This is a genomic window from Kitasatospora sp. NPDC056273 (assembly GCF_042268845.1).
Taxonomy (GTDB): Bacteria; Actinomycetota; Actinomycetes; order Streptomycetales; family Streptomycetaceae; genus Kitasatospora.
The window spans coordinates 125,821-151,889 of the sequence record NZ_JBHJSJ010000015.1 but is presented as its reverse complement, the minus strand read 5'-3'; the positions used below and the strand labels follow the sequence as shown (position 1 = coordinate 151,889).

The 26,069-nt window shown below is 74.1% G+C and carries 27 protein-coding genes and 1 pseudogene; 13 read left to right on the top strand and 15 right to left on the bottom strand.

What is annotated here, in order from left to right:
• The first annotated feature begins 30 nt into the window (after positions 1-30).
• From ACFCY1_RS16515 to ACFCY1_RS16500, 4 genes are all read left to right on the top strand, one after another.
• The gene (locus tag ACFCY1_RS16515; RefSeq protein WP_117486559.1) at positions 31-276 is read left to right on the top strand and encodes a DUF2277 domain-containing protein; all 246 of its coding nucleotides are present in this window, start codon (positions 31-33) and stop codon (positions 274-276) included.
• Positions 277-291: 15 nt separating this feature from the next.
• Positions 292-528: a DUF6296 family protein gene (locus ACFCY1_RS16510; RefSeq protein ID WP_049659098.1), complete on the top strand. Its 237-nt coding sequence runs from the start codon at positions 292-294 to the stop codon at positions 526-528.
• Positions 529-596: 68 nt separating this feature from the next.
• Positions 597-881 carry a DUF427 domain-containing protein gene (locus tag ACFCY1_RS16505; protein ID WP_049659097.1) on the top strand — a complete coding sequence of 95 codons (285 nt, stop codon included), beginning with the start codon at positions 597-599 and terminating at the stop codon, positions 879-881.
• A 45-nt stretch (positions 882-926) separates the two neighbouring features.
• Entirely contained in the window at positions 927-1,868 is a 942-nt protein-coding gene (locus tag ACFCY1_RS16500; protein WP_375875003.1) for a hypothetical protein, read from the top strand.
• A gap of 94 nt (positions 1,869-1,962) precedes the next feature.
• On the opposite strand, the gene ACFCY1_RS16495 is transcribed toward ACFCY1_RS16500, so the two are convergent.
• From ACFCY1_RS16495 to ACFCY1_RS16470, 6 genes are all read right to left on the bottom strand, one after another.
• Positions 1,963-2,301 carry a hypothetical protein gene (locus tag ACFCY1_RS16495; RefSeq protein WP_117486557.1) on the bottom strand — a complete coding sequence of 113 codons (339 nt, stop codon included), beginning with the start codon at positions 2,299-2,301 and terminating at the stop codon, positions 1,963-1,965.
• 103 nt (positions 2,302-2,404) lie between these two features.
• Positions 2,405-2,569 carry a hypothetical protein gene (locus tag ACFCY1_RS16490; protein WP_158077733.1) on the bottom strand — a complete coding sequence of 55 codons (165 nt, stop codon included), beginning with the start codon at positions 2,567-2,569 and terminating at the stop codon, positions 2,405-2,407.
• A 170-nt stretch (positions 2,570-2,739) separates the two neighbouring features.
• Positions 2,740-3,954 (bottom strand): cytochrome P450, encoded by a 1,215-nt coding sequence (locus ACFCY1_RS16485; protein ID WP_375875002.1) that lies wholly within the window; start codon positions 3,952-3,954, stop codon positions 2,740-2,742.
• 110 nt (positions 3,955-4,064) lie between these two features.
• On the bottom strand, positions 4,065-4,298 hold the full coding sequence (locus ACFCY1_RS16480) for a ferredoxin (protein ID WP_074003623.1): 234 nt from the start codon (positions 4,296-4,298) through the stop codon (positions 4,065-4,067).
• 247 nt (positions 4,299-4,545) lie between these two features.
• Complete coding sequence (locus tag ACFCY1_RS16475; protein ID WP_375875001.1) at positions 4,546-5,634, bottom strand: ATP-dependent DNA ligase; 1,089 nt, start codon at positions 5,632-5,634, stop codon at positions 4,546-4,548.
• Positions 5,635-5,943: 309 nt separating this feature from the next.
• A complete protein-coding gene (locus tag ACFCY1_RS16470; RefSeq protein WP_375875000.1) occupies positions 5,944-6,306 on the bottom strand; it encodes a hypothetical protein in 363 nt (120 codons plus the stop codon).
• A 765-nt stretch (positions 6,307-7,071) separates the two neighbouring features.
• Here ACFCY1_RS16470 and ACFCY1_RS16465 point away from each other — a divergent pair.
• The 4 genes and pseudogenes from ACFCY1_RS16465 to ACFCY1_RS16450 all read left to right on the top strand — a co-directional run.
• On the top strand, positions 7,072-7,275 hold the full coding sequence (locus ACFCY1_RS16465) for a cold-shock protein (RefSeq protein ID WP_099897249.1): 204 nt from the start codon (positions 7,072-7,074) through the stop codon (positions 7,273-7,275).
• A gap of 369 nt (positions 7,276-7,644) precedes the next feature.
• The gene (locus ACFCY1_RS16460) at positions 7,645-9,195 is read left to right on the top strand and encodes a DEAD/DEAH box helicase (protein ID WP_117486552.1); all 1,551 of its coding nucleotides are present in this window, start codon (positions 7,645-7,647) and stop codon (positions 9,193-9,195) included.
• A gap of 118 nt (positions 9,196-9,313) precedes the next feature.
• Positions 9,314-9,694 carry a CBS domain-containing protein gene (locus ACFCY1_RS16455; protein ID WP_117486551.1) on the top strand — a complete coding sequence of 127 codons (381 nt, stop codon included), beginning with the start codon at positions 9,314-9,316 and terminating at the stop codon, positions 9,692-9,694.
• Between the two features lie 55 nt (positions 9,695-9,749).
• Positions 9,750-10,019, top strand: a pseudogene (locus ACFCY1_RS16450) (transposase); the annotation flags it as partial.
• 78 nt (positions 10,020-10,097) lie between these two features.
• Here ACFCY1_RS16450 and ACFCY1_RS16445 read toward each other — a convergent pair.
• The 3 genes from ACFCY1_RS16445 to ACFCY1_RS16435 all read right to left on the bottom strand — a co-directional run bounded on the left by ACFCY1_RS16445 (position 10,098) and on the right by ACFCY1_RS16435 (position 14,041).
• Positions 10,098-10,379, bottom strand: a complete 282-nt coding sequence (locus tag ACFCY1_RS16445) for a MerR family transcriptional regulator (protein WP_375875028.1) — start codon at positions 10,377-10,379, stop codon at positions 10,098-10,100.
• 687 nt (positions 10,380-11,066) lie between these two features.
• Positions 11,067-12,986: a molecular chaperone HtpG gene (gene htpG / locus ACFCY1_RS16440; RefSeq protein ID WP_117486550.1), complete on the bottom strand. Its 1,920-nt coding sequence runs from the start codon at positions 12,984-12,986 to the stop codon at positions 11,067-11,069.
• A 368-nt stretch (positions 12,987-13,354) separates the two neighbouring features.
• Positions 13,355-14,041, bottom strand: a complete 687-nt coding sequence (locus ACFCY1_RS16435) for a hypothetical protein (protein WP_117486549.1) — start codon at positions 14,039-14,041, stop codon at positions 13,355-13,357.
• A gap of 508 nt (positions 14,042-14,549) precedes the next feature.
• On the opposite strand from ACFCY1_RS16435, the gene ACFCY1_RS16430 reads away from it, so the two are divergent.
• The 3 genes from ACFCY1_RS16430 to ACFCY1_RS16420 all read left to right on the top strand — a co-directional run bounded on the left by ACFCY1_RS16430 (position 14,550) and on the right by ACFCY1_RS16420 (position 17,995).
• Positions 14,550-15,029: a GNAT family N-acetyltransferase gene (locus ACFCY1_RS16430; protein WP_375874999.1), complete on the top strand. Its 480-nt coding sequence runs from the start codon at positions 14,550-14,552 to the stop codon at positions 15,027-15,029.
• A 115-nt stretch (positions 15,030-15,144) separates the two neighbouring features.
• The gene (locus tag ACFCY1_RS16425; protein ID WP_241852977.1) at positions 15,145-16,182 is read left to right on the top strand and encodes a CAP domain-containing protein; all 1,038 of its coding nucleotides are present in this window, start codon (positions 15,145-15,147) and stop codon (positions 16,180-16,182) included.
• A gap of 232 nt (positions 16,183-16,414) precedes the next feature.
• On the top strand, positions 16,415-17,995 hold the full coding sequence (locus ACFCY1_RS16420) for a sigma-70 family RNA polymerase sigma factor (protein ID WP_375874998.1): 1,581 nt from the start codon (positions 16,415-16,417) through the stop codon (positions 17,993-17,995).
• A gap of 14 nt (positions 17,996-18,009) precedes the next feature.
• On the opposite strand, the gene ACFCY1_RS16415 is transcribed toward ACFCY1_RS16420, so the two are convergent.
• Together ACFCY1_RS16415 and ACFCY1_RS16410 are read right to left on the bottom strand one after the other, a co-directional pair.
• Positions 18,010-18,246, bottom strand: coding sequence for a hypothetical protein (locus tag ACFCY1_RS16415; protein ID WP_049659354.1), 237 nt, complete (start codon positions 18,244-18,246; stop codon positions 18,010-18,012).
• Positions 18,247-18,488: 242 nt separating this feature from the next.
• Positions 18,489-20,087, bottom strand: a complete 1,599-nt coding sequence (locus tag ACFCY1_RS16410; protein ID WP_375874997.1) for a M1 family metallopeptidase — start codon at positions 20,085-20,087, stop codon at positions 18,489-18,491.
• A gap of 373 nt (positions 20,088-20,460) precedes the next feature.
• Between ACFCY1_RS16410 and ACFCY1_RS16405 the strand changes: the two genes are divergently transcribed.
• Complete coding sequence (locus ACFCY1_RS16405; RefSeq protein WP_375874996.1) at positions 20,461-21,345, top strand: carbohydrate kinase; 885 nt, start codon at positions 20,461-20,463, stop codon at positions 21,343-21,345.
• A 63-nt stretch (positions 21,346-21,408) separates the two neighbouring features.
• Here ACFCY1_RS16405 and ACFCY1_RS16400 read toward each other — a convergent pair whose 3' ends face one another.
• Positions 21,409-21,936, bottom strand: coding sequence for a GNAT family N-acetyltransferase (locus tag ACFCY1_RS16400; protein WP_375874995.1), 528 nt, complete (start codon positions 21,934-21,936; stop codon positions 21,409-21,411).
• Between the two features lie 241 nt (positions 21,937-22,177).
• Here ACFCY1_RS16400 and ACFCY1_RS16395 point away from each other — a divergent pair, with 241 nt between their 5' ends.
• Positions 22,178-23,137, top strand: a complete 960-nt coding sequence (locus tag ACFCY1_RS16395; RefSeq protein WP_375874994.1) for a polysaccharide deacetylase family protein — start codon at positions 22,178-22,180, stop codon at positions 23,135-23,137.
• A gap of 49 nt (positions 23,138-23,186) precedes the next feature.
• Here the strand turns inward: ACFCY1_RS16395 and ACFCY1_RS16390 are convergent, their stop codons facing one another.
• The 3 genes from ACFCY1_RS16390 to ACFCY1_RS16380 all read right to left on the bottom strand — a co-directional run bounded on the left by ACFCY1_RS16390 (position 23,187) and on the right by ACFCY1_RS16380 (position 25,941).
• Entirely contained in the window at positions 23,187-23,618 is a 432-nt protein-coding gene (locus ACFCY1_RS16390; RefSeq protein WP_049657121.1) for a YchJ family protein, read from the bottom strand.
• Between the two features lie 119 nt (positions 23,619-23,737).
• Positions 23,738-25,282, bottom strand: coding sequence for an FAD-dependent monooxygenase (locus ACFCY1_RS16385; protein WP_375874993.1), 1,545 nt, complete (start codon positions 25,280-25,282; stop codon positions 23,738-23,740).
• Between the two features lie 44 nt (positions 25,283-25,326).
• Entirely contained in the window at positions 25,327-25,941 is a 615-nt protein-coding gene (locus ACFCY1_RS16380; protein WP_375874992.1) for a TetR family transcriptional regulator, read from the bottom strand.
• Positions 25,942-26,069 lie beyond the last annotated feature (128 nt).

The following is a 26,069-nucleotide window of genomic DNA, read 5'->3' as shown; positions in this document are numbered from 1 at the left end:
GACGCGGCTCCCGCGCGCGAGACTGGGAGCATGTGCCGCAACATCAAGACGCTGCGACCTCCCGTCACGCCCGACGCCGACGAGGAGGACTTCCACGCCGCAGCCCTCCAGTACGTCCGCAAGGTGTCCGGGTTCCGCGCCCCCGCGGCGCACAACCGGGAGGCCTTCGACCGGGCGGTGGACGCCGTCGCGGAGGCCACCGCCCGGCTGCTCGCCGAGCTGGAGGTCCGCGGCCCGCACGCCCGGGCCGCCGTGCCGGCCGAGGCCGCCGGGTAGGCAGGAGCAGCTGTGATGAGCCACGCCGAGCGTTACGCCCTCACCTTCCCCGGCACCCCGGGCACCCAGGCCCCGCAGGACGTCGTGGTGGTCACCCGCACCGACGCGACCGGTCCGGGCGGCCACCCGGTGTACGAGGACGAGAGCGGCATCGTCCGGGCGGAGATCAGCGACGCCGGCGAGGTCCGGATCCTCGCCAGCGGCGGCCACCAGAGCCCGCACCTGCCGGTGCACGCCCACCCGCTGCCCTGACCGCCCGGAACCCTGGGCGGGCACTCGGAACCCCGGCGCGGATTCCGTCCGTCGGGCACAATCGCGCTATGACCACAGCGAGTTGGCAGGGCGTCGTCATCGCCGAGAGCGACGACACCGTCGTCGTCGAGGGCAACCACTACTTCCCGGCCGAGGCGGTGCGCACCGAGTACCTGCGCCCCTCGGAGACCACCACGGTGTGCGGTTGGAAGGGCACCGCCGGCTACTACAGCCTGGAGGTGGACGGGCGGACCAACCCGGACGCCGTCTGGTACTACACCGACCCGAAGCCCGAGGCCGAGCACGTGCGCGGCCGGGTGGCCTTCTGGCGCGGGGTGGTGGTCGCCGAGTAGGCGGCCCCGGGCCGTGCCGTCCTCGCGAAAGGGGTACCGGAGCCCATGGCAGTCTTCCGCAGGCCGGACCGCTTCCGGCCGCGTCCCGGATCCGCCCCGGCCGAGCCCGACCCGAGCGGGCCCGCCCCGGCCGAGCCCGGCCTGGGCGAGCGGCTCGCCGAACTGGTCGAGGAGTCCGAGCAGCCCGTCGGCCGGGGCCCGGTCGCCGCGTACGCGGCGAGGCAGCGCGGCCGCGGCCGGGCCGTGGTCCTGCACACCGCCCGGCTGCTCGGCCACGGCGGCCGGGTCGCCGCCAAGGGGGCGGCCAGGGGAGCGGCCAAGGGCGCCGCGTTCGGCGGCAAGGCGCTGACCGACCAGCTGGTGCGGACCGCGCCGCGGATCCCGGTGCGTGACCTCGCCACCCTGCGGGCGCAGCACCCCGACGCGGCCTTCCCGGAGCAGCTGGCCGACCTGCTGGTCACCGGCGCCGTCCGGGCCTCCGGCGCGCTCGGCGCGGGCGTCGGCGCGGCGGCGATGCTGCCGGTGCCGCCCGCGATGCCGCTGGAGATCGCGGCCGAGACGCTCGCGGTCGCGGCCGTGGAGATCAAGCTGATCGCCGAGCTGCACGAGGTCTACGGCACCCCGGCGCGGGGCACCGCCACCCAGCGGGCCGGCGCCTACCTCGGTGCCTGGGCCAACCGCCGCGGGATCGACGCGGGCCTGCTGGTGCGCCCGGCCGGCTTCGCCGCGCTGGCGATCGGCTCGGAGGTGCGCCAGCAGGTCCGCCGCCGGCTGACCCGCAGCTCGCTGCGCCACCTGCCGGCGGTGACGCCGCTGCTGGTCGGGGCCGGCATAGGCGCCACCATGAACCGCCGCGACACCCGCCGGCTGGCCGGCGAGGTGCGCGAGGACCTGCGCGGGCGACGCCCGGCGGACGGCGCCTACTGGGCCGCGGCCGCGCCGCCGCCGAAGGGGGAGGCGGCTCCGCGGCCACCGGGGGAGGAGTGACAGGCGCGCCCGGGACCGGTGACGGTCCCGGGCGCGCCTGTCGCCGGGGGCTCGGGAACCCCGGGCGTCGAGGGGCCTGGGGTTCCTGGTGTTCCTAGGGTTTCGGCGGCGCCGGGGCACCCGCGCCCCGGCCGGCCTTGACGCCGTTCACCATCGCCTGGTGGATCGCCCGAGCGGTGGTCTCGTCCTGCGCCGGCACCGGGCTGCCGGTGACCGTGTACCAGTCCAGCGCTCCGGTGTACTGGACGGTCAGCCTCGCCTCGCCGTCCACCCAGGTGGTGTGCACGGTGAGGTCGCCGGAGATCGGGCCGATCTCGGTGGTGGTCACCCCGCCGGGGCCGCTGATGATCGATTGGGTGGTCCAGGTCGCCCACGACGTGCGCGGGTCCGCGGGCGGCTGGGCCTGGCGGTTTCCTTGGTCGTGTTCGGTCATGCGCCTATCCTCCCCCGCGGGTGGCCCGCCGCCGGAGCAGCGACACCTGCGGTCGCGGCGACCGCCCGGCGGCACCGGGCGGTCGAGTCGGTACGGCGGACGGTCAGCCGGGCTGGCCGGGCTCGTCCAGCATGGGGGCGCCCTCCGCCTGGGAGGTGTCCTGTGCGTGCAGGTTCTGCATCGAGGGGACGCCCTCCTCGGGGTCCGCGGCGCGGATGTCCTCGTCGTCCTCGGTACTCACCTTGGACCGGTCACTCATGTCGGTCATCGCGGGCTCCGTCTCCTCGGCCGGTCCTGGCGCGCCCGGGCCGGAGGCGCGGCGGGACCGGTGGTGGCTCTTCGCCCCTCCAGCCTGCCTCCGCCCCGGCGCGAGGGCCAGCCGGGTGACCCGGGAAGCGCCCCGCGGACCCCACCCGGGCGTCAGGAGACCCCCGGGCGTCACCAGGCGACGGGCAGCGACCGCATGCCGTAGATGAACGCGTCGGTGCGGAACGCCAGCTCGTCGCGCGGGACGGTCAGCCGCAGCCCGGGCAGCCGCCGGAACAGCGTGGCCAGCGCGATCTGGAGCTCGGCACGGGCCAGCGGCTGGCCGAGGCACTGGTGCACGCCGAAGCCGAAGGCCATGTGCCGCCGGGCGTCCCGGTCCAGGTCCAGTTCGTCGGCCGGCAGCCGGTCGGCGCCGCCGAACACCGCCCCGTCCCGGTTGGCGGTGGAGAGCATCGCGACCACGCCCTCCCCGGCCCGGACGGTCGTACCGCCCAGCTCCACGTCCTCCAGCGCCACCCGGAGCACCCCGGTGTGGATGATGGTGAGGAGGCGCAGCAGCTCCTCCACCGCGCCGGGCACCGCGGCCGGGTCGGCCAGCCTGGCGATCTGCTCGGGCCGGTCCAGCAGCAGGGCGGTGGAGAGCGAGATCATGTTCGCGGTCGTCTCGTGCCCGGCGACCAGCAGCAGGAAGCCGGTGCTGGCGACCTCGCGCGGGGTGAGGTCGTCGCGGACGGCGAGCCGGCTGAGGATGTCGTCCCGCGGCTCCTCCCGCTTGCGGGCGGTCAGCGCCTCCAGGTACTCCAGCATCTCGTCCCGGGCCGCCAGGAGCTCCTCGAACGGCCTGGTGTTGCTGAGCAGCGTCCGGCTGATGCCCTGGAAGAACTCGTGGTCCTCGTACGGGACTCCGAGCAGCAGGCAGATCACCAGCGAGGGGACGGGCAGCGCGAAGTCGGCGACCAGGTCGGCCTCGGCGCGGCCCGCGGTCATCCCGTCCAGCGCCTCGTCCACGATCCGCTGGATGTCCGGGCGCATCGCCTCGACCCGTTTGACCAGGAAGTCCCCGGTGACCATCCGGCGCAGCCGGGCGTGCTCGGGGTCGTCGAGGTTCAGGAAGTTCGGGTTCTCGCCGATCCGCTCCCGGCTGCCGGCGATCAGCAGCGGGAAGGTCGGGTGGCGCAGGTCCGCGCTGAACCGGCGGTCGGACAGGATGGCGCGGACCTCGGCGTAGCCGGTGGCCAGCCAGCAGGACTCGCCCCCGGGCAGCTCGGCGCGGCTCAGGTTCGCGGTGGCGGCGGCCTCGGTGTAGGCGGGCGGCGGGCCGAACGGGCAGCCGGCGGAGTGCCGGGCCGGCAGCGGGACGGCGGGCACGGTGGGTGTGCTCGTCAAGGCGGGGTCTCCTTGCGTCGCGATGGTTCTCCGGTGGGGGGTGGGGTTGCCGGACGCTCGCCGGTCCCGGGTGCGGTTCCGGTCCGCGGCCGGCCCGGACCGGCGTACGGTCAGCCGTCGACCGAGGCGGCCCCGGCCTCCGCCGGCCCGTCCTCGACCACGGTGATGGCGCCGCCCGGGCAGAGCTGGGCGGCCAGTCTGAGATCCTCGAACTGGTCGGGCCTGAAGGCGGTCTGACGGAGCCTCACCAGACTGTCGTCGTCGTCCTGGTCGAAGACCTCGGGAACGTTCGTGACGCACATCCCGGAGCTGCAACAGCGGTCCCGGTCGACACTCACCCGCATGGTCGGGCACCTCTCGCCAGTGCGCCGCCGGCTGCCCGGCGGCCGCCTCTCGTTGTCATTGCCAACCTAACCGCCGCTACTCCGTCCACGGAGGGCGCGGTGGCGGGATCGCCGAGAATGGCCGATTCGGTTCCCGTCGGAACCGCCGGAGCGGCGCCGGAGGTTTGAACCGGCATCACCCCAACAAGCCTGTACCGTACGGTGGTTCACAGCCTCCGGGCGCTGCCCGTAGCCGCCCGCTCCCGGCTCAGAGCCCCTCGGCGGCGGCGATCTCCCGTACGGTCGCGACGGTGTCCGCCTCGGCGGCGTCCTTGTCCGGCCGGTAGCGCACCACCCGGGCGAAGCGCAGGGCGAGCCCGGCCGGATAGCGGGAGCTGCGCTGCACCCCGTCGAAGGCGATCTCGACGACCAGTTCCGGCCGGACCCGCACCGTCCAGGCGTCCCGTCCGGTCTCCCGGGCCAGCAGTTCGACCGTCTGCCGGGCGAGCGTCTCGTCGGTCAGGCCCTTGAAGGTCTTGCCGAGCATCACCCACGGGCCCAGCCCCGGCTCGCCCGCCGCCCGTGCGCCCAGGTGCAGGTTGCTGAGGAAGCCGCGCCGCCGCCCGCTGCCCCACTCGGCGGCCAGCACCACCAGGTCCAGGGTGTGCCGGGGCTTCACCTTGATCCAGCCCGCGCCGCGCCGCCCGGCCGCGTACGGGGCCGACGGGTCCTTCACCAGCACGCCCTCGTGGCCGAGCGCCAGCGTGTCGCGGAAGAAGGCCAGCGCCCGGTCGCGGTCCCCGGTCTCGGTGCGGGCCACCCGCAGGCCGTCCGGCACCGCCCCGGCCAGCGCCGCCCAGCGCTCCCGGCCGGGACGGTCCACCAGGTCCTCGCCGTCCCGGTGCAGCAGGTCGAAGAAGTAGGCGTCGAGCGGGACCTCGGCGCGCAGCCGGTCCGGGTCCCGCCGGGAGGCGGTGCGCGCGGCGGTCTCCTGGAACGGGCGCGGCCGGCCGTCCGGACCGAGCGCGATCGCCTCGCCGTCCAGCACCGCCGAACGCAGCGGCAGCGCCACCGCGTCCCCGACCACCGCGTCCAGCGGCCCCTGCCGCAGGTCCCCGACCAGCACCGCCCGCAGGAACCCCTGCTCCTCCGCCGTCGCCCGCGCGAACAGCCCGTGCAGCAGCCGCCGCCGCTCCGCCTGCGCCCCGGCCCCGTGCACCCCCGCGATCCGCTCCAGCTCCCGCTCCACCTCCCGCACCCCGAGCGAGGCCTCCGCCGCGGGCCCGGGCAGACCCCGCAACGCCGCCGGCCCGATCCCGGTCCGCAACCGCTGCGACTCCCCGGACAGCAACGCCACCGCCGCCGCCCCCTCCACCGGCCCCAGCCCCCGCAGACATCCGGGCAGCCGACGCCCGGCCACCCGCCGCCGCCTGACCCGCACCGGCCAGGACGGCCGGAGATCCGTACCGCGCGCATGAGGGGGCACATATCGGTCACAAGGTGACGCACGAGAGGCGCCGGTGCGCCGCCCCGGTGGACGACTGGAGGAACCGACGAGCGACCTGTCGAACAAGGCGCGGGAACTGGCCGGCGAGGCGAAGGAGCGCGCCGGCGAACTCACCGGTGACGAGGCGCCGCCGGTCGGCCACTCGGCCTGCTGCGGCGATCAGGAATCGGAGTAGCTGAGGTCCCCGACCGTCCAGCTGCTGACGTCCTCGATGGCGATGCGGTACATGCCGCCGGTGTGGGGCAGCCCGAAGTCGCCCTGCAGGATCCTCGCCCGGTGCAGATGCAGATGGGTGGGCGGTGCGGGCGGGGCGTCGGCGGGCGGGGCGAAGAGGGCGGCGAACGGCTTCAAGTGCTCCGAGGCCTGGAGGACCTCCGCCACCCGCTCCAACCACAGGCTCACCGGCGCGAGTCTGCCGGTGATCACCGCGCCCGGGACCACCACGGTCAGCGACATCTGATTGCTGTGCTCGGACTCGACCATCGCCGCGATGTCGACGAGCAGCCCGTCAGGGTTCGGCATGCCTGCCAGGATAGGACACGGTCTCCGCGAGCCGAAGGGCCTGGGCGGCAACCATGGCAGTCGCGAGCCTTGCGCCTGCTGTACGGCGGCGGTGAGGGCCGGGCCGTCGCCGGGATCGCGCGGGCCGCCGGTGACGGGCAGGGTCGGCCGCGAGGACGGTGGTGAAGTCCGCGGAGCCGCCCACCTCCGACAGGGCCGGCGTCAGCGCGCCGCGGATGCCGCGGAATCCGTGCGCCCGGCGACGACGGCGGGAATGCGGCGGGCTGCCGCAGATTTCGTCCTTCCCTGCGGTACGCGTCGAAAGTCGCGGGAGCGCGCCCTCTTCGCGTACTCGATTTCGGAGCGCCTCGGGATGGTGCCGGTGGGCGTGGCACTGAATTTCGCGAGTCCGCCGCGCCGAGGGCAGAGGCTCGGCGCCTGCGCTTCTCGCCCTCCCGGGAGGAGCGGCCGGTCGGAGTGCAAGGGGTGGCCGACATGCTCAACTCGGCTGCTGTGCAGTCACTTTGGCAGTCACCGTGGCATCGCGGCCGGTACCCCTCGGCAAGGGGCGCCGCAGAACCGGGGACGGAATATCCACCCGCGGCGGGTCTGGGCCTGCTAGAGTCGTTTTAGTTGCAGTAGTGGTTCCCATGAACTTTGTGTGCGCCTGCTGATGTTTCGCAGGCGCATTTCTGTTTCCCGGCTCTTCCCCGGGTGGGTGCTTATCGCGGTGACTCGAAGCGCGCGCTGTGCACGCTTCGGACAGTCCCTTGAAGGAGATTTTTTATGGCTAATGGCACTGTGAAGTGGTTCAACGCGGAAAAGGGCTTCGGCTTCATCGAGCAGGACGGTGGCGGCGCCGACGTCTTCGCCCACTACTCGAACATCAACGCCAACGGCTTCCGTGAGCTGCTCGAGGGCCAGAAGGTCGAGTTCGACGTCACGCAGGGCCAGAAGGGCCCGCAGGCCGAGAACATTCGTCCGCTGTAGTTTCCGCCACGGCACCCGCCTGGTAGCGAGGGGCCCGCACCGCGTACATGATGCCCGGTGCGGGCCCCTTCGGTATTGCTCCACCCCGCACATCCCGGCCGATTCCGGCCCCCTGGCTCCGCCACCGGCGGCCATCCCCACGCGAGACGCGCAGCGCCGCGTCCGGATCGCCGCCCCTGCCGTGACATCCCACGGTTCGTGGATCTCCGTTCCCGCCCCGGCGGTGAGCGCAGACCTGAGGTGACGTGCCGCACGGTTTCACCGTCCACGCCCCGCGCTCCACACTTTCGGCCCGTTCCCTCGCGACCTCCTGCCGGCGTCCCGCGCCGCCGAGCCGCCTCGTGACGTGCCGCCCCAGGAAGGTTTCACATGAACCGCTCCCGCCGCTCCCCGTACCAGAACGCCAACTCCCGTTCCTCGGTCTCCTCCCGATCCGCCGGCGCCGCCTACGGCTCCCGCCCGGGCGGCGGCTCCTTCTACGGCGACCGGCCCGCCGGCGGCCGTGGCGCCCGTCAAAGTCGTTCCTCACAGGGTGAGTTCGCGATGCCGGTGAGCACCACCCCGGCGCTGCCCGCCGTCGAATCGTTCGACGAGCTGGACATGCCCAAGGCGCTGCTGTCGGTGCTGACCCGCCAGGGCGTCACCACGCCGTTCCCGATCCAGGGCGCGACACTGCCGAACTCGCTGGCCGGACGTGACGTTCTCGGACGGGGACGGACGGGCTCCGGCAAGACCATCGCGTTCGGTCTCGCGCTGCTGGCCCGCATCGCCGGCCGGCGCGCGGAGCCGCGCCGGCCGCTGGCCCTGGTGCTGGTCCCCACCCGCGAGCTCGCCCAGCAGGTCACCGACGCACTCACCCCGTTCGCGCACGCGGTGCGGCTGCGGATGGCGGCCGTGGTGGGCGGGATGTCGATCGGCCGCCAGGCACAGGTGCTGAACCGTGGGGCGGAGGTCGTCGTGGCCACCCCCGGCCGACTCAAGGACCTGATCCAGCGCGGCGACTGCCAACTCGACGGGGTCGGCGTCACCGTCCTCGACGAGGCCGACCAGATGGCCGACATGGGCTTCCTGCCGCAGGTCACCGAACTCCTGGAACAGGTCGCCGAAGGCGGCCAGACCATGCTGTTCTCCGCCACCCTGGACCGCAACGTCGACCGCCTCGTCCGGAACTTCCTGAAGGACCCGGTCACCCACTCGGTGGACCCGTCCGCGGCAGCGGTCAGCACCATGGAGCACCACGTGCTGCACGTGCAGAACGTCGACAAGGACGCCACGATCGCCCACATCGCCTCCCGTGACGGCGGGGTGATCATGTTCACCGAGACCCGGGAGCGTGCCGACGCGCTGGTGGAGGACCTGCTCGCCAACGGGGTCAAGGCCGCGGCCCTGCACGGCGGCAAGTCCCAGCCCCAGCGCACCCGCACCCTGGAGCAGTTCCGCACCGGCCAGGTCACGGCGCTGATCGCGACCAACGTCGCGGCCCGGGGCATCCACGTCGACGGCCTCGACCTCGTCGTCAACCTGGACCCGCCGAGCGACCACAAGGACTACCTGCACCGCGGCGGGCGCACGGCCCGGGCCGGCGAGTCCGGGACCGTCGTCACCCTGGTCCTGCCCAACCAGCGCCGCGCGACGGCCCGCATGCTGAGCACCGCCGGTATCACCCCTGTCACCACCAGGGTCAGCGCCGGCGACGAGGACCTGGCCCGCATCACCGGCGCCCGAGTCCCCAACGGCGTGCCCGTCGTCATCGCCGACCCCGTCGTCGAACGCCCCCGCGGCAGCGCGGCCACGAGGCGCGGCCGCCGCAGCCGCCCGGCTTCCACCGGCGGCGACGCCCGCGTCACCGTGGCGAGCCGCGACACCAAGGGCTCCTCCGGCCGCCGCCGGGCACCCAGGCGTATCGCCCTCGCGGCCTAGAAGGCAGGTCCGGCCCGGACCACCCCCGCGTTCCGGGCCCCGGCGGACCCCGGCGGCTGTCCCACCGCCGCTACCCCGACCACCGCCGGCCCCGGCGGAAACGACACCACGGAGCCCCATGGCCCTCACCCTCGAACGCCCGGCGACCACCACCACGGTCCGCGACCTCATGACCCGCCCCGAGCTACAGATCAGCGACGACGTCATGCTCGACGTGGCGATCCACATCCTGCACGGCTCCGGCGCCGATCACCTCCTGGTCCGCGACGACGACGGCCGCTGCGCCGGGCTGCTGACCCGCCCGCACCTCGCCCCGTTCGAGACCCGCACCCGGTCCACTGAGCGCACCCCGGTCCGCGACATCGCCTTCGACCGCGCCCCGTTCGCCACCGCCGACATGCTCGCCGCCACCGCGGCCTCCGCCATGTGCGCCCGAGGCCTGGCCGTGTGGCCGGTGGTCGACCCCGACGGCCACGCCATCGGCCTGCTCGGCTTCTAGACCGGCCTGTCGGCCGGGGGCGCACCGGGACGACAGGCCGGCACAGGACCCTGGAATCCTCCGGCGCGCGGCTCGCGCGCCGGAGGAGACACCGGAGGGCTCCACCCACTGCGCGGTCGACTTCCGGGACTTCCTGGACGAGATCGACCGCCAGGCCGGGCCGGGCCTGGCGGTCGACGTGATCTACGACAACCTGTCCGCCCACGAGTCACCCGTGGTGCACCGCGGGCTGGTCGCGTATCCCCGTGTCCAGTTGCACTTCACACCGACGTACTCGTCCTGGATCAACCAGGTCGAGCGGTGGTACGCGGAGCTGGAACGGCGCTGCCTCGGACGCGGCGTGCTCTGCTCACTCGACGACCTGGCGACCACCGCCCGCCGGTCCCGTCGGCCCGGCGGGCGGTCAGGTGTCGGCGGTGGGTTCCTGGCGGTGTTGGGAGCGGCGGAGTTGTTCGTTGAGGCGCAGGGCTTCCTCGAGTTGGTCTTCGAGGATGACGATGCGGCAGGCGGCTTCGATGGGGGTGCCCTGGTCGACGAGGTCGCGGGCGCGCATGGCGATGCGTAGTTGGTAGCGGGAGTAGCGGCGGTGGCCGCCGTCGGAGCGCAGGGGGGTGATGAGGCGGTGGTCGCCGAGGGCCCGCAGGAAGCCGGGGGTGGTGCCGGTCATCTCGGCGGCGCGGCCCATGGTGTAGGCGGGGTAGTCGTCGTCGTCGAGCTTGTCGGGTGTGTCGGGGCTGGCCGTTGTAGTCACTGCACCTCTCTGGTTCTCGGGGAGAACGCGTCGAGGGGCCCCGGGGCCGTGTCGGCTCCGGGGCCCCGAAGGGAACAACACCATCTACCGGCCTGGGCCGGCCCTTCCACTTCCGCACTGCCCCGGGGAAGGGGTGTGCGGGGATCGCGTATGCGTGACCGGAAACCACCGTCCTTGCGTTGGGGTCTGCGGTGTCCGCCCGGGTGAGTGTTCACGGGCCGGGCGATCCTGATGGCGCTTGCGCCCTCCGTTCCTCCTCTGTACTGAACTGTCACTTTCGTACTGCCGGTACCGCGCTCACTGAACTGCGTACTGCTCGATACCACTGGCGGCGGCCCCTGATGCCTGCGGGCCGCCCGGTCCGGCAGTCAGTCCCGTCGCCGTCCTGCACCTGCCGGGCTTCGGAACTCCACTGCCGGACCGAACTGCGAACTTCTGTCCAACAACCCCGGCCAGTTCGTGTCTGGCCGGTATCGCCGACTGCTGTCTACGAGAGAAACGTTAGACCCACCCAAGGGCAATGTCTACTCCGGCGCGCATAGATTTTGCGGCGCCCGTGAGTGAGGTAGCCTCCCGCTGCGCGGCGGCGGCAACCCCCCGAGCCACCGCCGCGCGCCCGAGTCACAGGGTGTGGGTGAGGCGATCGGTCAGGAGGCGGGTGAAGCGGGCCGGGTCGGGCAGGTCACCGCCTTCCGCGAGCAGGGCGCTGCCGTGGACCAGTTCGGCGATGTCGGTGAGCGCCAGGTCGTCGGCGTTCGCCTCGTGGGCCCGACGCAGGGCGGTGACGAGGGGGTGGGTGGGATTGAGTTCGAGGATCCGCTTGACCTGGGGGAGGTCCTGGCCCATGGCCCGGTACATCTTCTCCAGGGTGGGGGTCAGGTCCTGGGCGTCGCCGACCAGGCACGCCGCGGAGGTGGTCAGGCGGGTGGAGAGGCGGACCTGCTTGACGTGCTCGGCCAGGGTGGACTGGAGCCAGCCGAGGAGCGCGGCGAAGTCCTGTTCGCGCTGGGCCTTCTCGGTCTTCGCCTCGTCACCGCCGTCGCCGTCGGAGTCGTCGTCGAGGTCGACCTGTCCCTTGGCGATCGACTGGAAACGGTGGCCGTCGAAGGAGGGGACCTCGTCGGTCCAGATCTCGTCGACGGGGTCGGTGAGGATCAGGACCTCGTAGCCCTTGGCGGTGAAGGCCTCCATGTGCGGGGAGTTCTCCACCATCGCCCGGTTCTCGCCGGTCAGGTAGTAGACGGTGTCCTGGCCGTCCTTCATCCGCGCGACGTACTCGCGCAGCGTCGTCGCCTTCTCCGGGTCGTGAGTGGACGCCGTGGAGACCAGTTCCAACAGGGTGTCGGTGTTGTCGCGGTCCTCGATCAGGCCTTCCTTGAGGACCCGGCCGAACTGCTCCCACACCTTCGCGTAGGTCTCGCTGTCCTTGGTCCGCATGTCCTTGAGGGCGGCGAGGACCTTCTTGACGAGGCGCCGCCGCACGGCGGTGATCTGGCGGTCGTGCTGCAGGATCTCGCGGGAGACGTTCAGCGACAGGTCGTGGGCGTCGACGACGCCCTTGACGAAGCGCAGGTAGTTCGGCATGAGCGCGTCGCAGTCGTCCATGATGAACACGCGCTTGACGTACAGCTGCACGCCCCGCTTGGCGTCCCGGGAGAACAGGTCGAACGGGGCGTGGGCGGGGACGAACAGCAGAGCCTCGTACTCGAAGGTGCCCTCGGCGCGCATGTGGACGGTCTCGGCCGGAGGCTGCCAGTCATGGCTGATCTGCTGGTAGAACTCGTTGTACTCGGCCTCGGTCACCTCACTGCGGGGGCGGGCCCACAGGGCCTTCATCGAGTTCAGCGTCTCCGGCTCGCCCCGGCGCTCGCTCTCGTCCTGGTCCTCGGCGGCCATGCGGATGGGCCAGCGGATGAAGTCCGAGTACTGCTTGACGATCTGGCGGATCTTCCACGTGGCCAGGTAGTCGCCGAGCCCGTCCTCGCCGTCCGCCGGCTTGAGGTGCAGCGTGACCGAGGTGCCCACCGGCAGGCCTTCGGCCTCCGCGATGGTGTAGCTGCCCTCGCCGTCGGACTCCCACACGGTGCCCTGCTCGGTGCCGGCGCGGCGGGTGTGCAGGGTGACCTTGTCGGCGACCATGAACGCAGAGTAGAAGCCGACCCCGAACTGGCCGATCAGGCTCTGCGCCGCGTCCGCGTCCTTGGCCTCCTTGATCTTGGCCAGCAGGCTCGCGGTGCCGGACTTGGCGATGGTGCCGATCAGGTCGACGACGTCGTCGCGGGTCATGCCGATGCCGTTGTCCCGCACCGTCAGGGTGCGGGCCGCCTGGTCGACTTCCAGGGTGATGTGCAGGTCGGAGGTGTCGGCCGCGAGGTCGGTGTCGGTGAGGGATTCCAGGCGGAGCTTGTCGAGGGCGTCGGAGGCGTTGGAGATCAGCTCGCGCAGGAAGATGTCCTTGTTCGAGTAGATCGAGTGGATCACCAGCTGCAGCAGTTGGCGGGTCTCCGCCTGGAACTCCAGCGTCTCGGTCGGGCTGGCCACGGGAGGGGTCTCCTTCGGTGGAAAGGGTTCGGTTCGGGCTGCCGGGGCCGGACGGGCGTGCCGCGCGGCCGGCCGCGGGTGTTCGGATACGGCTGAGGGGCCGGTACGGGTGCCCGGGGCGGTCGGCCCTGGGCCGGGCGGTTCCGTAGCACGGCAGGAAGGGCTTCCAGCCGTCACGGCATTCCGGCGTGGCACCGCGGCGGCGACCAGGGCCTGCTCGACCGAGGCCACCGCGACAGGCCGGCCTGTCAGGTCCGGTACCTGCGTCTCCTCGCCGGCGGCGTCGGCGTCGACCCGCGCTCCGCCTGCCGGGGGCCTGCGGCTGCGACCGGGGCCGCAGTGCGCGGGCTGGGGCCCGGCCGGGGCGGTCACGGGCCGGTGGGAGGCGTGCGGCGCTGCCGTCCGCTGTCGGCGCGCAGCCGGCCGGTCCGGGTGGCGAGCTCGTCGAGATGGTCGGCGATCGTCGGGTGGGCTGCTTCCAGGAAGGGCCGGGTTTCGGCGAGCGGAGCGAGCAGGCGGGCGGGGTCGTTGTTGCCGAGCGCGTCCAGCAGGCGTTTCACGGCGGGGGCCGCCGAGGCGGTGAGGCCGTCGAGGGCGCCGATCTGTCCGGCGAGGCGGCGTAGGTCCGCGGCGTTGTCGCGGGCCCAGGCGGTCACCGCGCGGTCGGCGGCGCGCCGGTCGCGTACGGCCTGGACGCGCTGCTCGCCGGTGCTGCCCGCCTCGGTGCCGGCGTCGGCGTTCGGGCGCATGCGCAGGTAGCGGCGTTCGGCGGCCTGGCGGCTCTGGACGCCCATCGGTTCGGCGAGGTCGGCCCAGGTGGCGCCGGCGCCGCGGGCGGTCTCGATCAGGCCGGTCTCCCAGCCGGCGAGTTCCTCGCGAAGGTGGCGCAGCAGCATGAGCGCGGACAGGGGCCGGGCCGGGTCTATCTGTCCCGCGTCGTCCGGGGGTGCGTGGCGGGCGGTGCGGGCGGCGTCGTCCATCATGCCCAGCGCGGCGGCGGCGGCCAGGAACGAGGCCGGGCCGACCCCGGCCGTGCCGGTGTCCTGCGTATCCATGTCGTCACTCTTTCGCTGACTGGGTATTTGTCGTCGCCTGGATGACATGCTACAGCGGTTCGTGTCACGCCGCACAGGTGCGAACGGATCTCCCGGTCCGATCCTGGCCCTCGGGTCTGGAGCCCCAGGAAAGAGCCGGCTTCCGTGCGGAACCACGGGCTTTCTCCCGGGGCCCGCCGCGCGGCACCCCGGTCGGCCGTGAGGCGCGCGACATGACCGCGCGGACCGGCGAAGCCGGGGACGAGAGGTCCACGCTCCTCGCCCGGTGTCCTGGTACCCGTCTTCGTCCGGCAGGGCGAGCAGGCTGCGTTCGCGCGGCCCCCAGCCCCGCCCCGGGCGCGGGTCGGGCTGATCGGGGCGGTGCTGCGTCCGGGGGTCCTGGGCGGTGAGGCAAGGCGCCGGATTGGCGTAGCGGGTACGTGCTCTTGGCCGGGGCGGTGATCCGCGGCGGGGCGACGGGGCGTCATGCTGGGTGGCTCGTACCGCCCCCTGAGTGATGGAGACCGAGATGAACGACACCTCCACGGCCCGTTGGAGCGTCGGCGTGCCCGAGGCCGGTGACTACCCGGCCTGGCGTGAACTCTTCCGTGGGTACTGCGAGTTCTACCGGGTGCCGATTCCGGAGGAGAAGGCCGAGCTGGTGTGGTCCTGGGTGATGGATCCGGGGCACGAGGTGGCGGGGCTGCTGGTGCGGGACGGGGAGGGCCGGCCGGTCGGGCTGGCGCACTACCGGCCGTTCGCGCGGCCGTTGCACGGGGCGGTCGGGTGCTTCCTGGACGATCTGTTCGTGGCACCGGAGGTCCGCGGCGGCGGGGCGGTGGACGCGTTGTTGGGCCGGCTGCGGGAAATCGCGGCGGAACGCGGGTGGAACACCGTCCGCTGGATCACCTCTGAAGACAATTACCGGGCCCGTGGAAAATATGACAAGGTCGCCAATCAGACCAGGTTCATCACCTACGACATGGCTCCGGAGGCACCGGCCGGCTGAGACCGCGGCCTGGCCCCCGGACATTCGTTCGGAATTTCTGTTATCGGCGCCCCGCCGGGAGGTCTCCCATGTGTCGACACCCGACCAGTCGACCCGGAACAGAAAGCGTGGCCACGTGAACAGCGACGACAGGACGACCATCCTCCCGGCGAGCGGGGGCGGCGCCGGCAGCGACAGCGGGCATGGGGCCCGCGGCCGCTCCGGTGGCCGGGCGGCGCGGCGGGCTGCCGAGCGGCACGCCGGCCGGGGCCGCCGGGCGCGGCGGGGCGGCGGGATCGTGCCGGTGACCGCGGTCGTCGTCGCCGTGGCCGGGACGGGGCTGTTCGCCGCGCTGGCCGGCGCGGGCTACGCGGCGTACGGCGGCAAGCAGACCGACCGCGACATGGCGGGCCAGTCGCTGGCCGCCGACATGCTGATCTCGGCGGAGCTGGGCACGCACGACGGCATCCAGGTGCCCGGCGCCGGGGGGACGAACCCGGACGTTCCGCTGCCGGCCACCCCCACCGCCGCCGACCCGGCGGCCACCCAGGGCGCCTCCGCCACGCCGACCGCTCCGGCCTCCCCGACGGCTTCGGCCGCCGCCTCCCCGACGGCCGTCCCCACTCCCACGGCCTCCGCCGTCAAGGCGACCCCGACCGCCGCCGGTGCCTCCACCGCGGGCCAGGGCACCGCCAAGCGGGGCATCCCGGGGATGCCGGGGGGCGGCAGCTTCCCGGGGAGCGGGGGCATGCCGGGGGGAGGGGGCGTGCCGGCCGGCGGAGGCGCGGCCCCGTCGTACGCCCAGCAGGTCGTCGACCTGGTCAACGTCGAGCGCGGCAAGGCCGGCTGCGGGCCGGTCAGCGCCGAGCCCCGGCTGACGAGTGCGGCCCAGTCGCACAGCGACGACATGGCCGACCGCAACTACTTCGACCACGCCAGCCCCGAGGGCAAGCACGCCGACTACCGGATCGAGGCCGCCGGGTACAGCTGGAGCACCTGGGGCGAGAACATCGCCCGCGGCCAGAAGGACCCGGCCGCCGTGATGGACTCCTGGATGAACAGCCCCGGCCACCGGGCCAACATCCTGAACTGCGCGTTCAAGCAGCTCGGCGTGGGCGTGCGGACCGGTAACAACGGCCCGTGGTGGACCCAGGTGTTCGCCTCCCCGGCGTGAACCGGCCCTGAACCGACCCTGGTCCGGCCCCCGTTCGGCCCCGCTCCGACCGTGGTCCACGCCTGATCGTCCCGGCTTCCGCTCCTGCCCAGGCCCGGTCTGACCCTCAGACCGGGCCCGCCGATCCGGGCCGATTTTCCGATTCCGTGCACATTGTTGTTATCTGATCACTCCCCACGGGTCTCCGAGGAGGCAGCGGCGGACGGATACACGGCAACACGGAGTGCGGACCATGAACGCTGAGGTGCAGAACAGGACCGGGACCACCCTGGTGCTCGCGGCGCAGGCAGGTGACCGGCAGGCCCGGGAGGCGCTGGTCGCCGCCTGGCTGCCGCTCGTCTACAACGTGGCCGGCCGCGCCCTCGGCGGCCACGCCGACGTGGACGACGTCGCGCAGGAGACCATGATCCGGGCCCTGGACGGCCTGGACGGGCTCCGCGACCCGGAGTCCTTCCGGTCCTGGCTGGTCGCCATCACCATGAACCAGGTGCGCCGTCGGCACGCCGCCGGTCAGCAGCAGCCGACCGTCGGCGGCCTGGACGAGACCTGGGAGGTCGCCGACCCCCGGGCCGACTTCACCGACCTCACCATCCTGCGCCTCGGCCTGTCCGGCCAGCGCCGCGAGGTGGCCGAGGCCACCCGCTGGCTGGACCCCGACGACCGCGAGCTGCTCGCCCTCTGGTGGCTGGAGGCCGCCGGCGATCTGACCCGCGCCGAACTCGCCGAGGCCCTCGACCTGAGCCCGCAGCACACCGCCGTGCGCGTGCAGCGGATGAAGAAGCAGCTCGAAGCGGGCCGCATCGTCGTCCGCGCGCTCTGCGCCTACCCCCGCTGCCCCGGACTGACCGAGCTCACCGCGGGCTTCGACGGCACCCCGAACTCGGTCTGGCGCAAGCGCATCGCCCGTCACATCCGGGACTGCGCGGACTGCGGCGGCCTCGGCCGGGATCTGTTCCCGGCCGAAGGGCTGCTGGCGGGCCTCGCCCTGGTGCCGATCCCGCTCGGCTCGCCCGTGCTGCTCCACTTCCAGCACACGGCGGCCGCCGTCGCCTCCTCGGCCGCCACCGGAGCGGGCTCGGGCGCGGGAGCCGGGGCCTCTACCGGTACCGGCGCGCACGCGGCGGCGGGAGGGCACGGCGGCTGGGCCGGCACCGCGGCCCGCAAGGCCGTCCTGGTGAGCGGCGCGGCCGCGGCGGTCGCCGTGACCACCCTCGCCCTGGTCTGGCCGCAGGCCGGCGAGCCGCCGCAGCCGACGGCACCCGAATCCACCGCCCCGGCCGCGGCCCAGGACGTCCCGACGGCCGCCGCCGCACCCGCCGCCACCGCCCCGACACCGGTGCCGACCCCGCTGCCCGCGGAGAGCCCGACGCCCACGGCGACGGCCACACCGACCGCGACCCGCACCGCCACCGCGACACCGCAGCCCAACCCGGAGCGCCAGCTGGTGGACCTGGTCAACGCCGAACGCGCCAGGGCCGGCTGCGCCCCGCTGCGGATCGACCCCCGGCTGCACGGCTCGGCCCAGAAGCACGCGGACGACATGGCCACCCGCGGCTTCTTCGACCACGTCAACCCGGACGGCGTCCGGACCGAGGCCCGGATCACCGCCGCCGGCTACCGCTGGTCCCAGTGGGGCGAGAACCTCGACCGGGGCCCGACCACCCCGGCCGCCGTCTTCGCCCGCTGGATGGACGGCGGAATCCACCAGTCCAACATGCTCGACTGCGGGTTCAAGGACATCGGCGTCGGCTTCGCCACCAACGCGGCCGGCACCCCCTACTGGACCCAGGACCTCGGAGCACCGATGTCCTGAGCCATGGGCGGGGACTACGCCGGAGTGGCCGCCACCAGGCCGTTCGCCGACCCGGTGACGTAGCCCGTGGCATCCCCGAGGACGCCGCCCGCGTCACCGACCTGCCCGGGCACCAGGTCCGGAGCGCTGCTCAGCGGCCCGGGCAGTCCCTCCTGCCCGCCCACGGCACTGGCGTGCGCGCTCGGCGCGGTGAGGGAGGCCACGACACCGACGGCGATCGAGGCGACGGCAAGCATGCTGCGCTTCTTCATGGCCGGTCCAACGACGCTGCGCCGGAAGGGTTACGGCCCACCGCGTCGGCGCACGGACCGGGGCGCACGGAAGCCACGGAAACGTTTTGGACGGCCCGCGAGCCGACCGGGACTCTGCCGGGCGGCGGGCGGGCCGTGGGAACCACCATGGCCCCACCCGCCCCTGCCGGTCAGGGGCGTGCGAGCCGCGACCGGACGCACGGCGGCGCGCCGGGCGTGCACCAGCAGTCCCAGCCGCGCCGTCAGAGCGTTCCGGAGCCCCGCGCCACCGCGGGCCCGCCCGCCTCCGCGGCCCCACCCTCCCAGAGCGACGCCCCGGGAACCGGCGCCCCGGGAGCCCCCGGAGCCGCCCCTGCCAGGCCCACCGGGCCCACCACCCAGTCCGGGTGACCGGGCATCGGCGGCGTCCGCAGCCCGTACAGCCAGTCGTCGAGGAAGCCCCGCAGGTCCTGCCCGGACACCGCCGAGGCCGTCCGCACGTAGTCCTCGGTGGTCGCGTTCCCGGACCGGTAGGTGCGCAGGAACGCCCGCTCGATCCGGTCGAAGGCCGCCGCCCCGACCTTCTCCCGGAGCGCGAACAGCACCAGCGCGCCGCCCGTGTACCGCTGGCTGTCGAAGAGGTCGGCGGCGGTGGGGGAGGCGACCGGCCCGGAGTCGTGCCGCCACTGGTCGCCCAGCCCGTAGAGGTAGCGCATCCGGTCGGTCAGCGTGGTGTGGCCCCAGGCGTCCGGCCATCCGCGCTCGTAGCGGTACTCCAGTCCGTAGAAGTCGGCGTGGCCCTCGTTGAGCCAGAGGTCGGACCACCTGGCGGGGGAGACGCTGTTTCCGAACCAGGAGTGGAGCAGCTCGTGCATCATGTGCGAGCCGATCGCGGGCTCCGGCTGCCGCAGGAAGTTCGGCTTGTAGAGCGTGAGCGTCTGGGTCTCCAGGCCGGTGAAGGCGAACGCGGCCGGATCGTCCGTGTTGGCCGGCAGGAGCCCGTACGTCTCGAACGGGAAGGGCCCCAGGTGTGCTTCGGCCCAGGCGAGCTGGCCGGGGGTGAGGGCGAGCGCGGGTTCCAGTTCGGCGGCGCGCGCGGTCGGTACGACGTCGCGCAGCGGCAGGCCGTGCGGGCCGGTGCGCTCGCGCACGGTGTAGTCGCCGACCGAGACCTGGACCAGCTCGGTGGCCATCGGCTCGCGGGACACGTACCGGCGGGTGGTGCGGCCGTCGCCGCGCCGTTCGGTGGCCGTCAACTCGCCGTTGGCGACGCCGTGGAGAGCGTCCGGGGCGGTCACGGAGATGGTGAACCGGGCCTTGTCGCTGGGGTGGTCGTTGCACGGGAAGACGGTGTGCGCGCTGTTCGGCTGGCCGGCCACCGCGAAGCCGTCCGGGGTGGGGACCCAGCCGGTGTGCGGCAGCGCGGCGCGCGGGTCGGCGGTGTACTCGACGGTCAGCCGGGCGACGCCGCCCGGGCGGAACGGCCTGGCCGGAGTGACCGTCAGCTTCTCGTCGTGGGCGGCGAAGCCCGCCGGCCGCCCGTCGACCCGGACGGCGCGCACGGCCAGGCCGAGCGCGTCCAGGTCCAGCCGGGCGAGCGTGCGGTCGGGCCGGACGGTGAGCACGGCCGTGCCGTCCACCGTCCGGGGCCCGTCCCGGTAGTCGAAGGCCAGGTCGTACCCGAGCACCCGGTACCCGGTGTTCCCGAGCGAGGGGAAGACCGGATCGCCCAGCCCGTCGGCGGCGCCGGCCGTCGGCACGCTCGCGGACAGCAGCACCGCGCTGAGCGCGAGTGACGGGACGAGTCGGGCGCGGGGCCTGAGGAGCCTGAAGGGCCTGAGGAGGCCGAGGGGCCTGGACAAGGGTGATCACCGCACTTCACGAGCGGGAGCGGAGGCGGAGCCGCCGGGACGGGGAGAGCCTGGCCCCGGATGCTAGTGGACCGTCGGGCCGGCGCGGGCGCGATCGGTGCGGTCCGCCGGCGCGGCGTGGTGCGACGGCGGAGCTCGGTCCGGCGACACACCGTGTCCCCCGGACGGCCCACGGTGATGGCGCGGCGCCCGTACGCGGTCTAACGTCAGGAGTGCATCGTCCCCTGACGGACGAGCCACGGCCGTCGGAAAACCTGGCCAGGTCCGGCGGCCGTACTTTCCTGCCCGGGCGCCGTGCGCCCGGACGCACCCCGTAGGCTTGGCGGTCGAGACGACGCCCGCGTACCGGATGCCAGGAGCCGCCGTGACCAGCCCAGCCTCGCCCGTTCTGGTGATCGGCGAGTGCGTCGCCGACATCGTCCGAACGAGTGACGCCCCGGACCGGGTGCACCCCGGCGGCAGTCCCGCGAACGTCGCCTACGGCCTCGCCCGGCTGGGCCGACCGGCCACCCTGCTCACCGAGCTGGGGCCGGACGCCAACGGCCGGCTGATCCGGCGGCACCTGGAGTCGGCGGGGGTGCGGGTCCGGGCCGCCGAGGTCGCCCGGACGCCCTCGGCGGTGGTGGAGCTGGACGGGCAGGGGCGGGCCCGCTACACCTTCGACATCCACTGGACGCTCCCGCCCACCGAACTCGCCGAGCCGCCCGCCGCGATCCACCTCGGTTCGATCGCGGCGGTGACCGAGCCCGGCGCGGGTTCGGTGCTGGCACTGGTGGAGCGCTGGCGCGGGCACGCGCGGATCAGCTACGACCCGAACGTGCGCCCGGCGCTGATGGGCGACCGGGCCGGGGCCGTCCGCCGGGTCGAGCGCGGGGTGGCGCTGAGCGACCTGGTCAAGGTCAGCGACGAGGACCTGGACTGGCTCTACCCGGGCGAGCGGCCCGAGGCGGTCGCCGAGCGCTGGCTGGCCCTCGGCCCGGCCGTGGTCGCGGTCACCCTCGGCGCCGAGGGCGCGTTCGCCCGCACCGCCGGGGGCGGACGCGCCGAGGCCGCCGCCCTCCCGGTACCGGTCGCGGACACCGTCGGCGCCGGCGACGCCTTCATGGCCGCCTTCCTGCACGCCCACGCGGCGGGCGCCGACCTCGCGGCCTGCCTCACCCAGGCGGTGACGGCGGCGGCGCTGACCGTCGCGCGCCCGGGCGCCAACCCGCCCTCGGCGGCCGAACTCGCGGCCGCCCTGACGGACTGACCGGTGCCCTCCCGGCACGTCGGCGCGGTGGGAACCCGGTCCGTTCCCTCCGGGCCGACGCCGCTACGCGACGGGGGCGAGGTCCTTGCCGTACCAGACCTGGGCGTACGGCCCGCTGCTGTAGGCGGGGATCTCCCGGTACCCGTTGCGCAGGTAGAGCGCGCGGGCCTCGACCAGGTCGAGGCGGGTGTCGAGGACGATCCGCTCGGCGCCCAGGGAGCGGGCGGCCCGGTCGACGGCGGCCAGCAGCACGGCGCCGCCGCCGGTGCCGCGCAGGCCGGGGCGGACGAAGACCCGGGTGAGTTCGATGGTGGCGGCGTCGAGTCGGCGCAGGCCGGCGCAGGAGTGGGCGGCGCCGTCGTGGCGGCCGATCAGGAAGTGGCCGTCCGGGGCGGCGAGGTCGTCGCTGGGGGAGTCGGCCAGGCCGGACTCCAGCTCCTCGGGGGTGCCCTCCCGGTCGAAGTGCAGGCGGTAGTAGCGGTTGGCCACGTCGTAGTAGTACTCGCGCAGCAGGTCCAGGGCCTCGGGGGCGGTCACGTCGGCCGTGGTGACGGTCCAGAGGTCGGAGCGGCGGGGCGCGGTGTTCGTCATGCGCGCATGATCCGATTCGGGGGCCGTCGCCGCAATCGGTTTTCCCGGCGGCCCCGCCCGGCCCGCTCCGCCCCGGCCGTCGGACCGGCGGTCACCCGGTCACCCCGCCACCCGGGCAAAGGAACGGCAAGGACCCGGTGCGTCGTTGCCCCGCACGGGTGACGAGGGGATTGGCGGTGGTGCACGGCAGGGGAGCAGTGCACCCATGAACAGACCATCAGGTTGTCGTAATAATGGGGGTTTGAGGGGAAGCCAGCACCACCGGGGCGGTGTACGGACCGGCCTGCTGGCCGCCGTCTGCCTCTCCGCCGTCCTCGCCGGCTGCGCCGCTCCGGCCGCTCCCGCCGGGCCGAAGGCCGCCCCGGCCCCCGAGGCGAACGTGGCCCCCGAGGCGAACACGGCGCCCGAGGCGAACGCGGCGCCCGCCGCCCCGGACGCCGACCAGGCCGGTGCCCCGCCCCTGGCGGAGGAGGCGAACAGCGCCGAGGCCGTGGCCCGTCAGGAGGCGGCCGCCCAGCACTGGGGCCTGGAGCGCCCGCCGCTGAAGGCCCCGCCGCGTCCGGCGACCAAGCCCGAGCTCACCCCGGTGCAGGGCGTCAAGCTCGCGGACGGCCGCCCGCCCGTCGTCTTCCGGGTGCCGACCGACGACAAGGTGGTCTTCCTGACCGTCGACGACGGTGACGAGAAGGACCCCGAGTTCTCCCGGATGGCCGCGGACCTGGGCATCCCGCTCAGCACCTACGTCTCCGACTACCTCGCCCGTGAGAACTACGGCTACTTCCGCGACCTGCACGCCCAGGGCGTGGAGATCAACAACCACACGATCAACCACCGCAACCTGAAGGTGCTGGACTACGACACCCAGCGCGAGGAGATCTGCACCCAGCAGGACCAGCTGGAGAAGCAGATCGGCGTCCGCCCCCGGCTGTTCCGGCCGCCGTACGGCGAGTACAACGACGACACCCTGCGCGCGGCGGCCTCCTGCGGGGTGCAGGCGGTGCCGATGTGGAACGAGGAGGCCTTCCCGGACCACATGGAGTGGCGCTACGACGACCGGAAGCTGCACCCGGGCGACATCATCCTGACCCACTTCCGGGGCACCGACATCTGGAAGGCCTCGATGCCGGACCTGCTGCGCAAGGTCGTCAACGACGTCACCGCGCAGGGCTTCGCACTGGCCCGGCTGGACGACTACCTGTAGCGGCGGCCCGGAGCGGCCACCCGACCGCGGCCGCCGCGGGTCGGGTGGCTCAGCCGAGCGAGAGGGCGTCCAGGTACACCCAGGCGCCCTCGTGCCGCACGAAGCGGCTGTTCTCGCTGAGCACGCCCTCCTCGCCGCCCTCGGTCCAGTGCGCCCGGAAGGCGACGGTGCCCTGCGCGTGGAAGGCGCCGCCCTCGGTGGTGTCGACCACCTCCAGCCCGGTCCAGCGCAGCCCCGGGTCGAAGTCGACCTCGGCCGGCCGGGTGTCCGGGTGCCAGGTGCGCAGCAGGTACGCCTCGTCCTGCGCGGCGAAGGCGCTGAACCGGGAGCGCATCAGCGACTCGGCGGTGGTGGCCGCCGCCTGGCCCCGGTGCAGCCGGCCGCAGCAGTCGCCGTAGGCGGCGGGCAGGCCGCACGGGCAGGGGGACGAGGGCAGCAGCCGGGGCGCGGCGGCGCGGGGCGCGGAACGACGTCGGGACATGCCGCCATTCTCCCCCACCTGTCCGGCGCCTCCCCGGCGGCCCCGCGGACGGCGGGTAGGGGCCCGTCCGCGTCGTCGTGGAACCCGTCGCCGGGGAGCCCGTCCGCGGGTGCCCGTCCTCAGGAGGAGGCGGCGCCGAACCAGGTGCGCAGCGCCCGGGCCAGCCCCTCCCGGTCCGCCCGGTCGGGCCCGGTCGCCCAGGCGACGTAGCCGTCCGGGCGCAGCAGCAGGGCGCCGGCCGGCGGCTGCGGGCAGTCGGCCGTGACGAGGTCGACCCGGTCCTTCCAGCCCGCCGCCGGGTCCGCGAGGCCGAGCCGGCCGCCGGTGAGGTCGACGAGCAACGGGCGTCCGGTGCGGGCGAGTTCGGCGATCCGGGCGGGGCCGTTCGGGGTGGTCGCCGCGAGCTCCGGCACGAACCGACCGGCCAGCGGGTGCGGGCAGCCGACGTCGTGGCGGACGTCGCTGCCGGCCATCAGCGCGGCGATCCGGCCGAGGTTGTCCGGGTGCGCCAGCAGCTCCTCGAACAGGGCGCGCACCGCGGTGGTCCCGGGGCCGGGGGCCATCAGGGCGGTCTGGGCCTGGGAGTGCATGAACACCCGCTCGCCGACCGGGCGGCGCTCGTTCTGGTAGCTGTCCAGCAGGCCGGGCGGGGCCCAGCCGTGCAGGTCGGCGGCGAGCTTCCAGCCGAGGTTGGCGGCGTCCTGGAGGCCGAGGTTGAGGCCCGGGCCGCCGGTCGCGGCGTGCACGTGGGCGGCGTCGCCGACGAGCAGGACCCGGCCGTCGCGGTAGCGCTCGGCGAGCCGGGTGTTGTGGCCGACGGTGCGGCGCGGGGTGAACGGTCCGGCGGTACGGGCCGGGGCGAGCGGCAGATCGGCGCCGGTCACCCGGCGGACGCTGGCGCGCAGCTCGTCCAGGGTCAGCGGGGTCCGCTGGTCCACCGGCGGGCCGCCCCACTCCATCGTGGCGATCATGACGGCGTCCGGGCCGAACGGGGAGATGACGAACACGCCGTGGTCGGTGCGGGTGTGGGTGTAGACGCGGAACGGGGTCGGGCAGCCGGGCAGCAGGACGTCGCCGTTGTCGGTGGAGCGCAGCCCCTCGGGCGGCAGCACGTGCGCGATGCGGGAGACGGGGTCGGGCGAGGTGACGCCGGGGAAGCCGATCCCGGCGAGTTTGCGGACGGTGCTGCGGCCGCCGTCCGCGCCGACCAGGTAGCGGGCGCGCAACTGTTCGGCGCCGTCGGCTCCTCGGACGTCGACGGTCACCCCGGTCGGGTCCTGGCGCAGGCCGGTGACCTCGCGGTCGCGGCGCACGGTGACGCCCAGGTCGAGGAGGCGTTCCTCCAGTACCTCCTCGATCCGGTGCTGGGGTACGGGCACGGCGTGCAGCGGGTTCCGGTCGAGCCGGTGCAGTTCCAGCGGGAAGGCGCCGAACACGAAGCGCGGTACGGGCCGCGGCGCGCCCGGGACGCCGCTGAGCGGCTGGTACAGGCCGCGGTGGTCGAGCAGCCGGAGCACCTGGCCGACCAGCCCGTTGGCCTTCTGCTCGCCCGAGCGCGCGGGCAGCCGGTCCAGGACCACCGGCCGGATTCCGGCCAGCGCCAGTTCGCCGGCCAGGAACAGCCCGACCGGGCCGGCGCCGACGATGACGACATCGCTGTTCATCTCAAGTCCCCGTTCATGTCGAATCCCCCTCGGATGCGGTGGGGTCACCGTGACGAAGGATCGGGCAGCCCGGCCGCCAGCTGGCGCAGCGCCTCGGTGAGCAGCGGCTGGAACGGCACCACCGGGTCGGCGGCCAGGTAGTGCTCGTTGGCGGCCTGCAGCGCGGAGAGCGCGGCCGAGGCGACCAGGTTCGGGTAGAGGTCCCGGTCGGCGTCGGTCCCGGTCCGGGCGGCCACCGCCGCCGCCAGCTCCCTCCGGACCCCGGCGCTGTCGCGGAGCAGTTCGGCCTGGAGCGCCGGTTCGCGCAGCAGCAGCCGCACGGCGGCGGTCCAGCGCGGGTCGGGTTCCTCGGGCGCGCCGACGTACGGTGCGACGAGGGAGCGGGTCAGCGCCTCCCACAGCGGCTCCTCGGCGGGGCGGGCCCGCAGTGCCCCGGCGGCCTGGAGGACCCGGTCGCGGTGCCGGGAGACGATCGCCTCGGCCTTGCTGGAGAAGTAGTTGTTGTAGGTGCGCGGGGACACCCCGGCCGCGGCCGCGATGTCCTCCACCCGGACGTTCTCCAGCCCCCGCTCCACCGCGAGCCGCAGTGCGGCCCAGCCCAGTGCCTCCCGCGTCGCGGCCTTCTTCCGTTCCCGCAGGCCGGGCTGGTCCTTCGTCATGGCCACCACTGTCCCGCGAAAGGTGCGTGACGCGCAATAGTGCGTGGCACGCAAGTTTTTCCCGGCCGCGCGGGCTGTGGCGAGCCGCCCGCCACCTGCGGTTTGTCGCTGGTAGTAGTTGCCTGGTC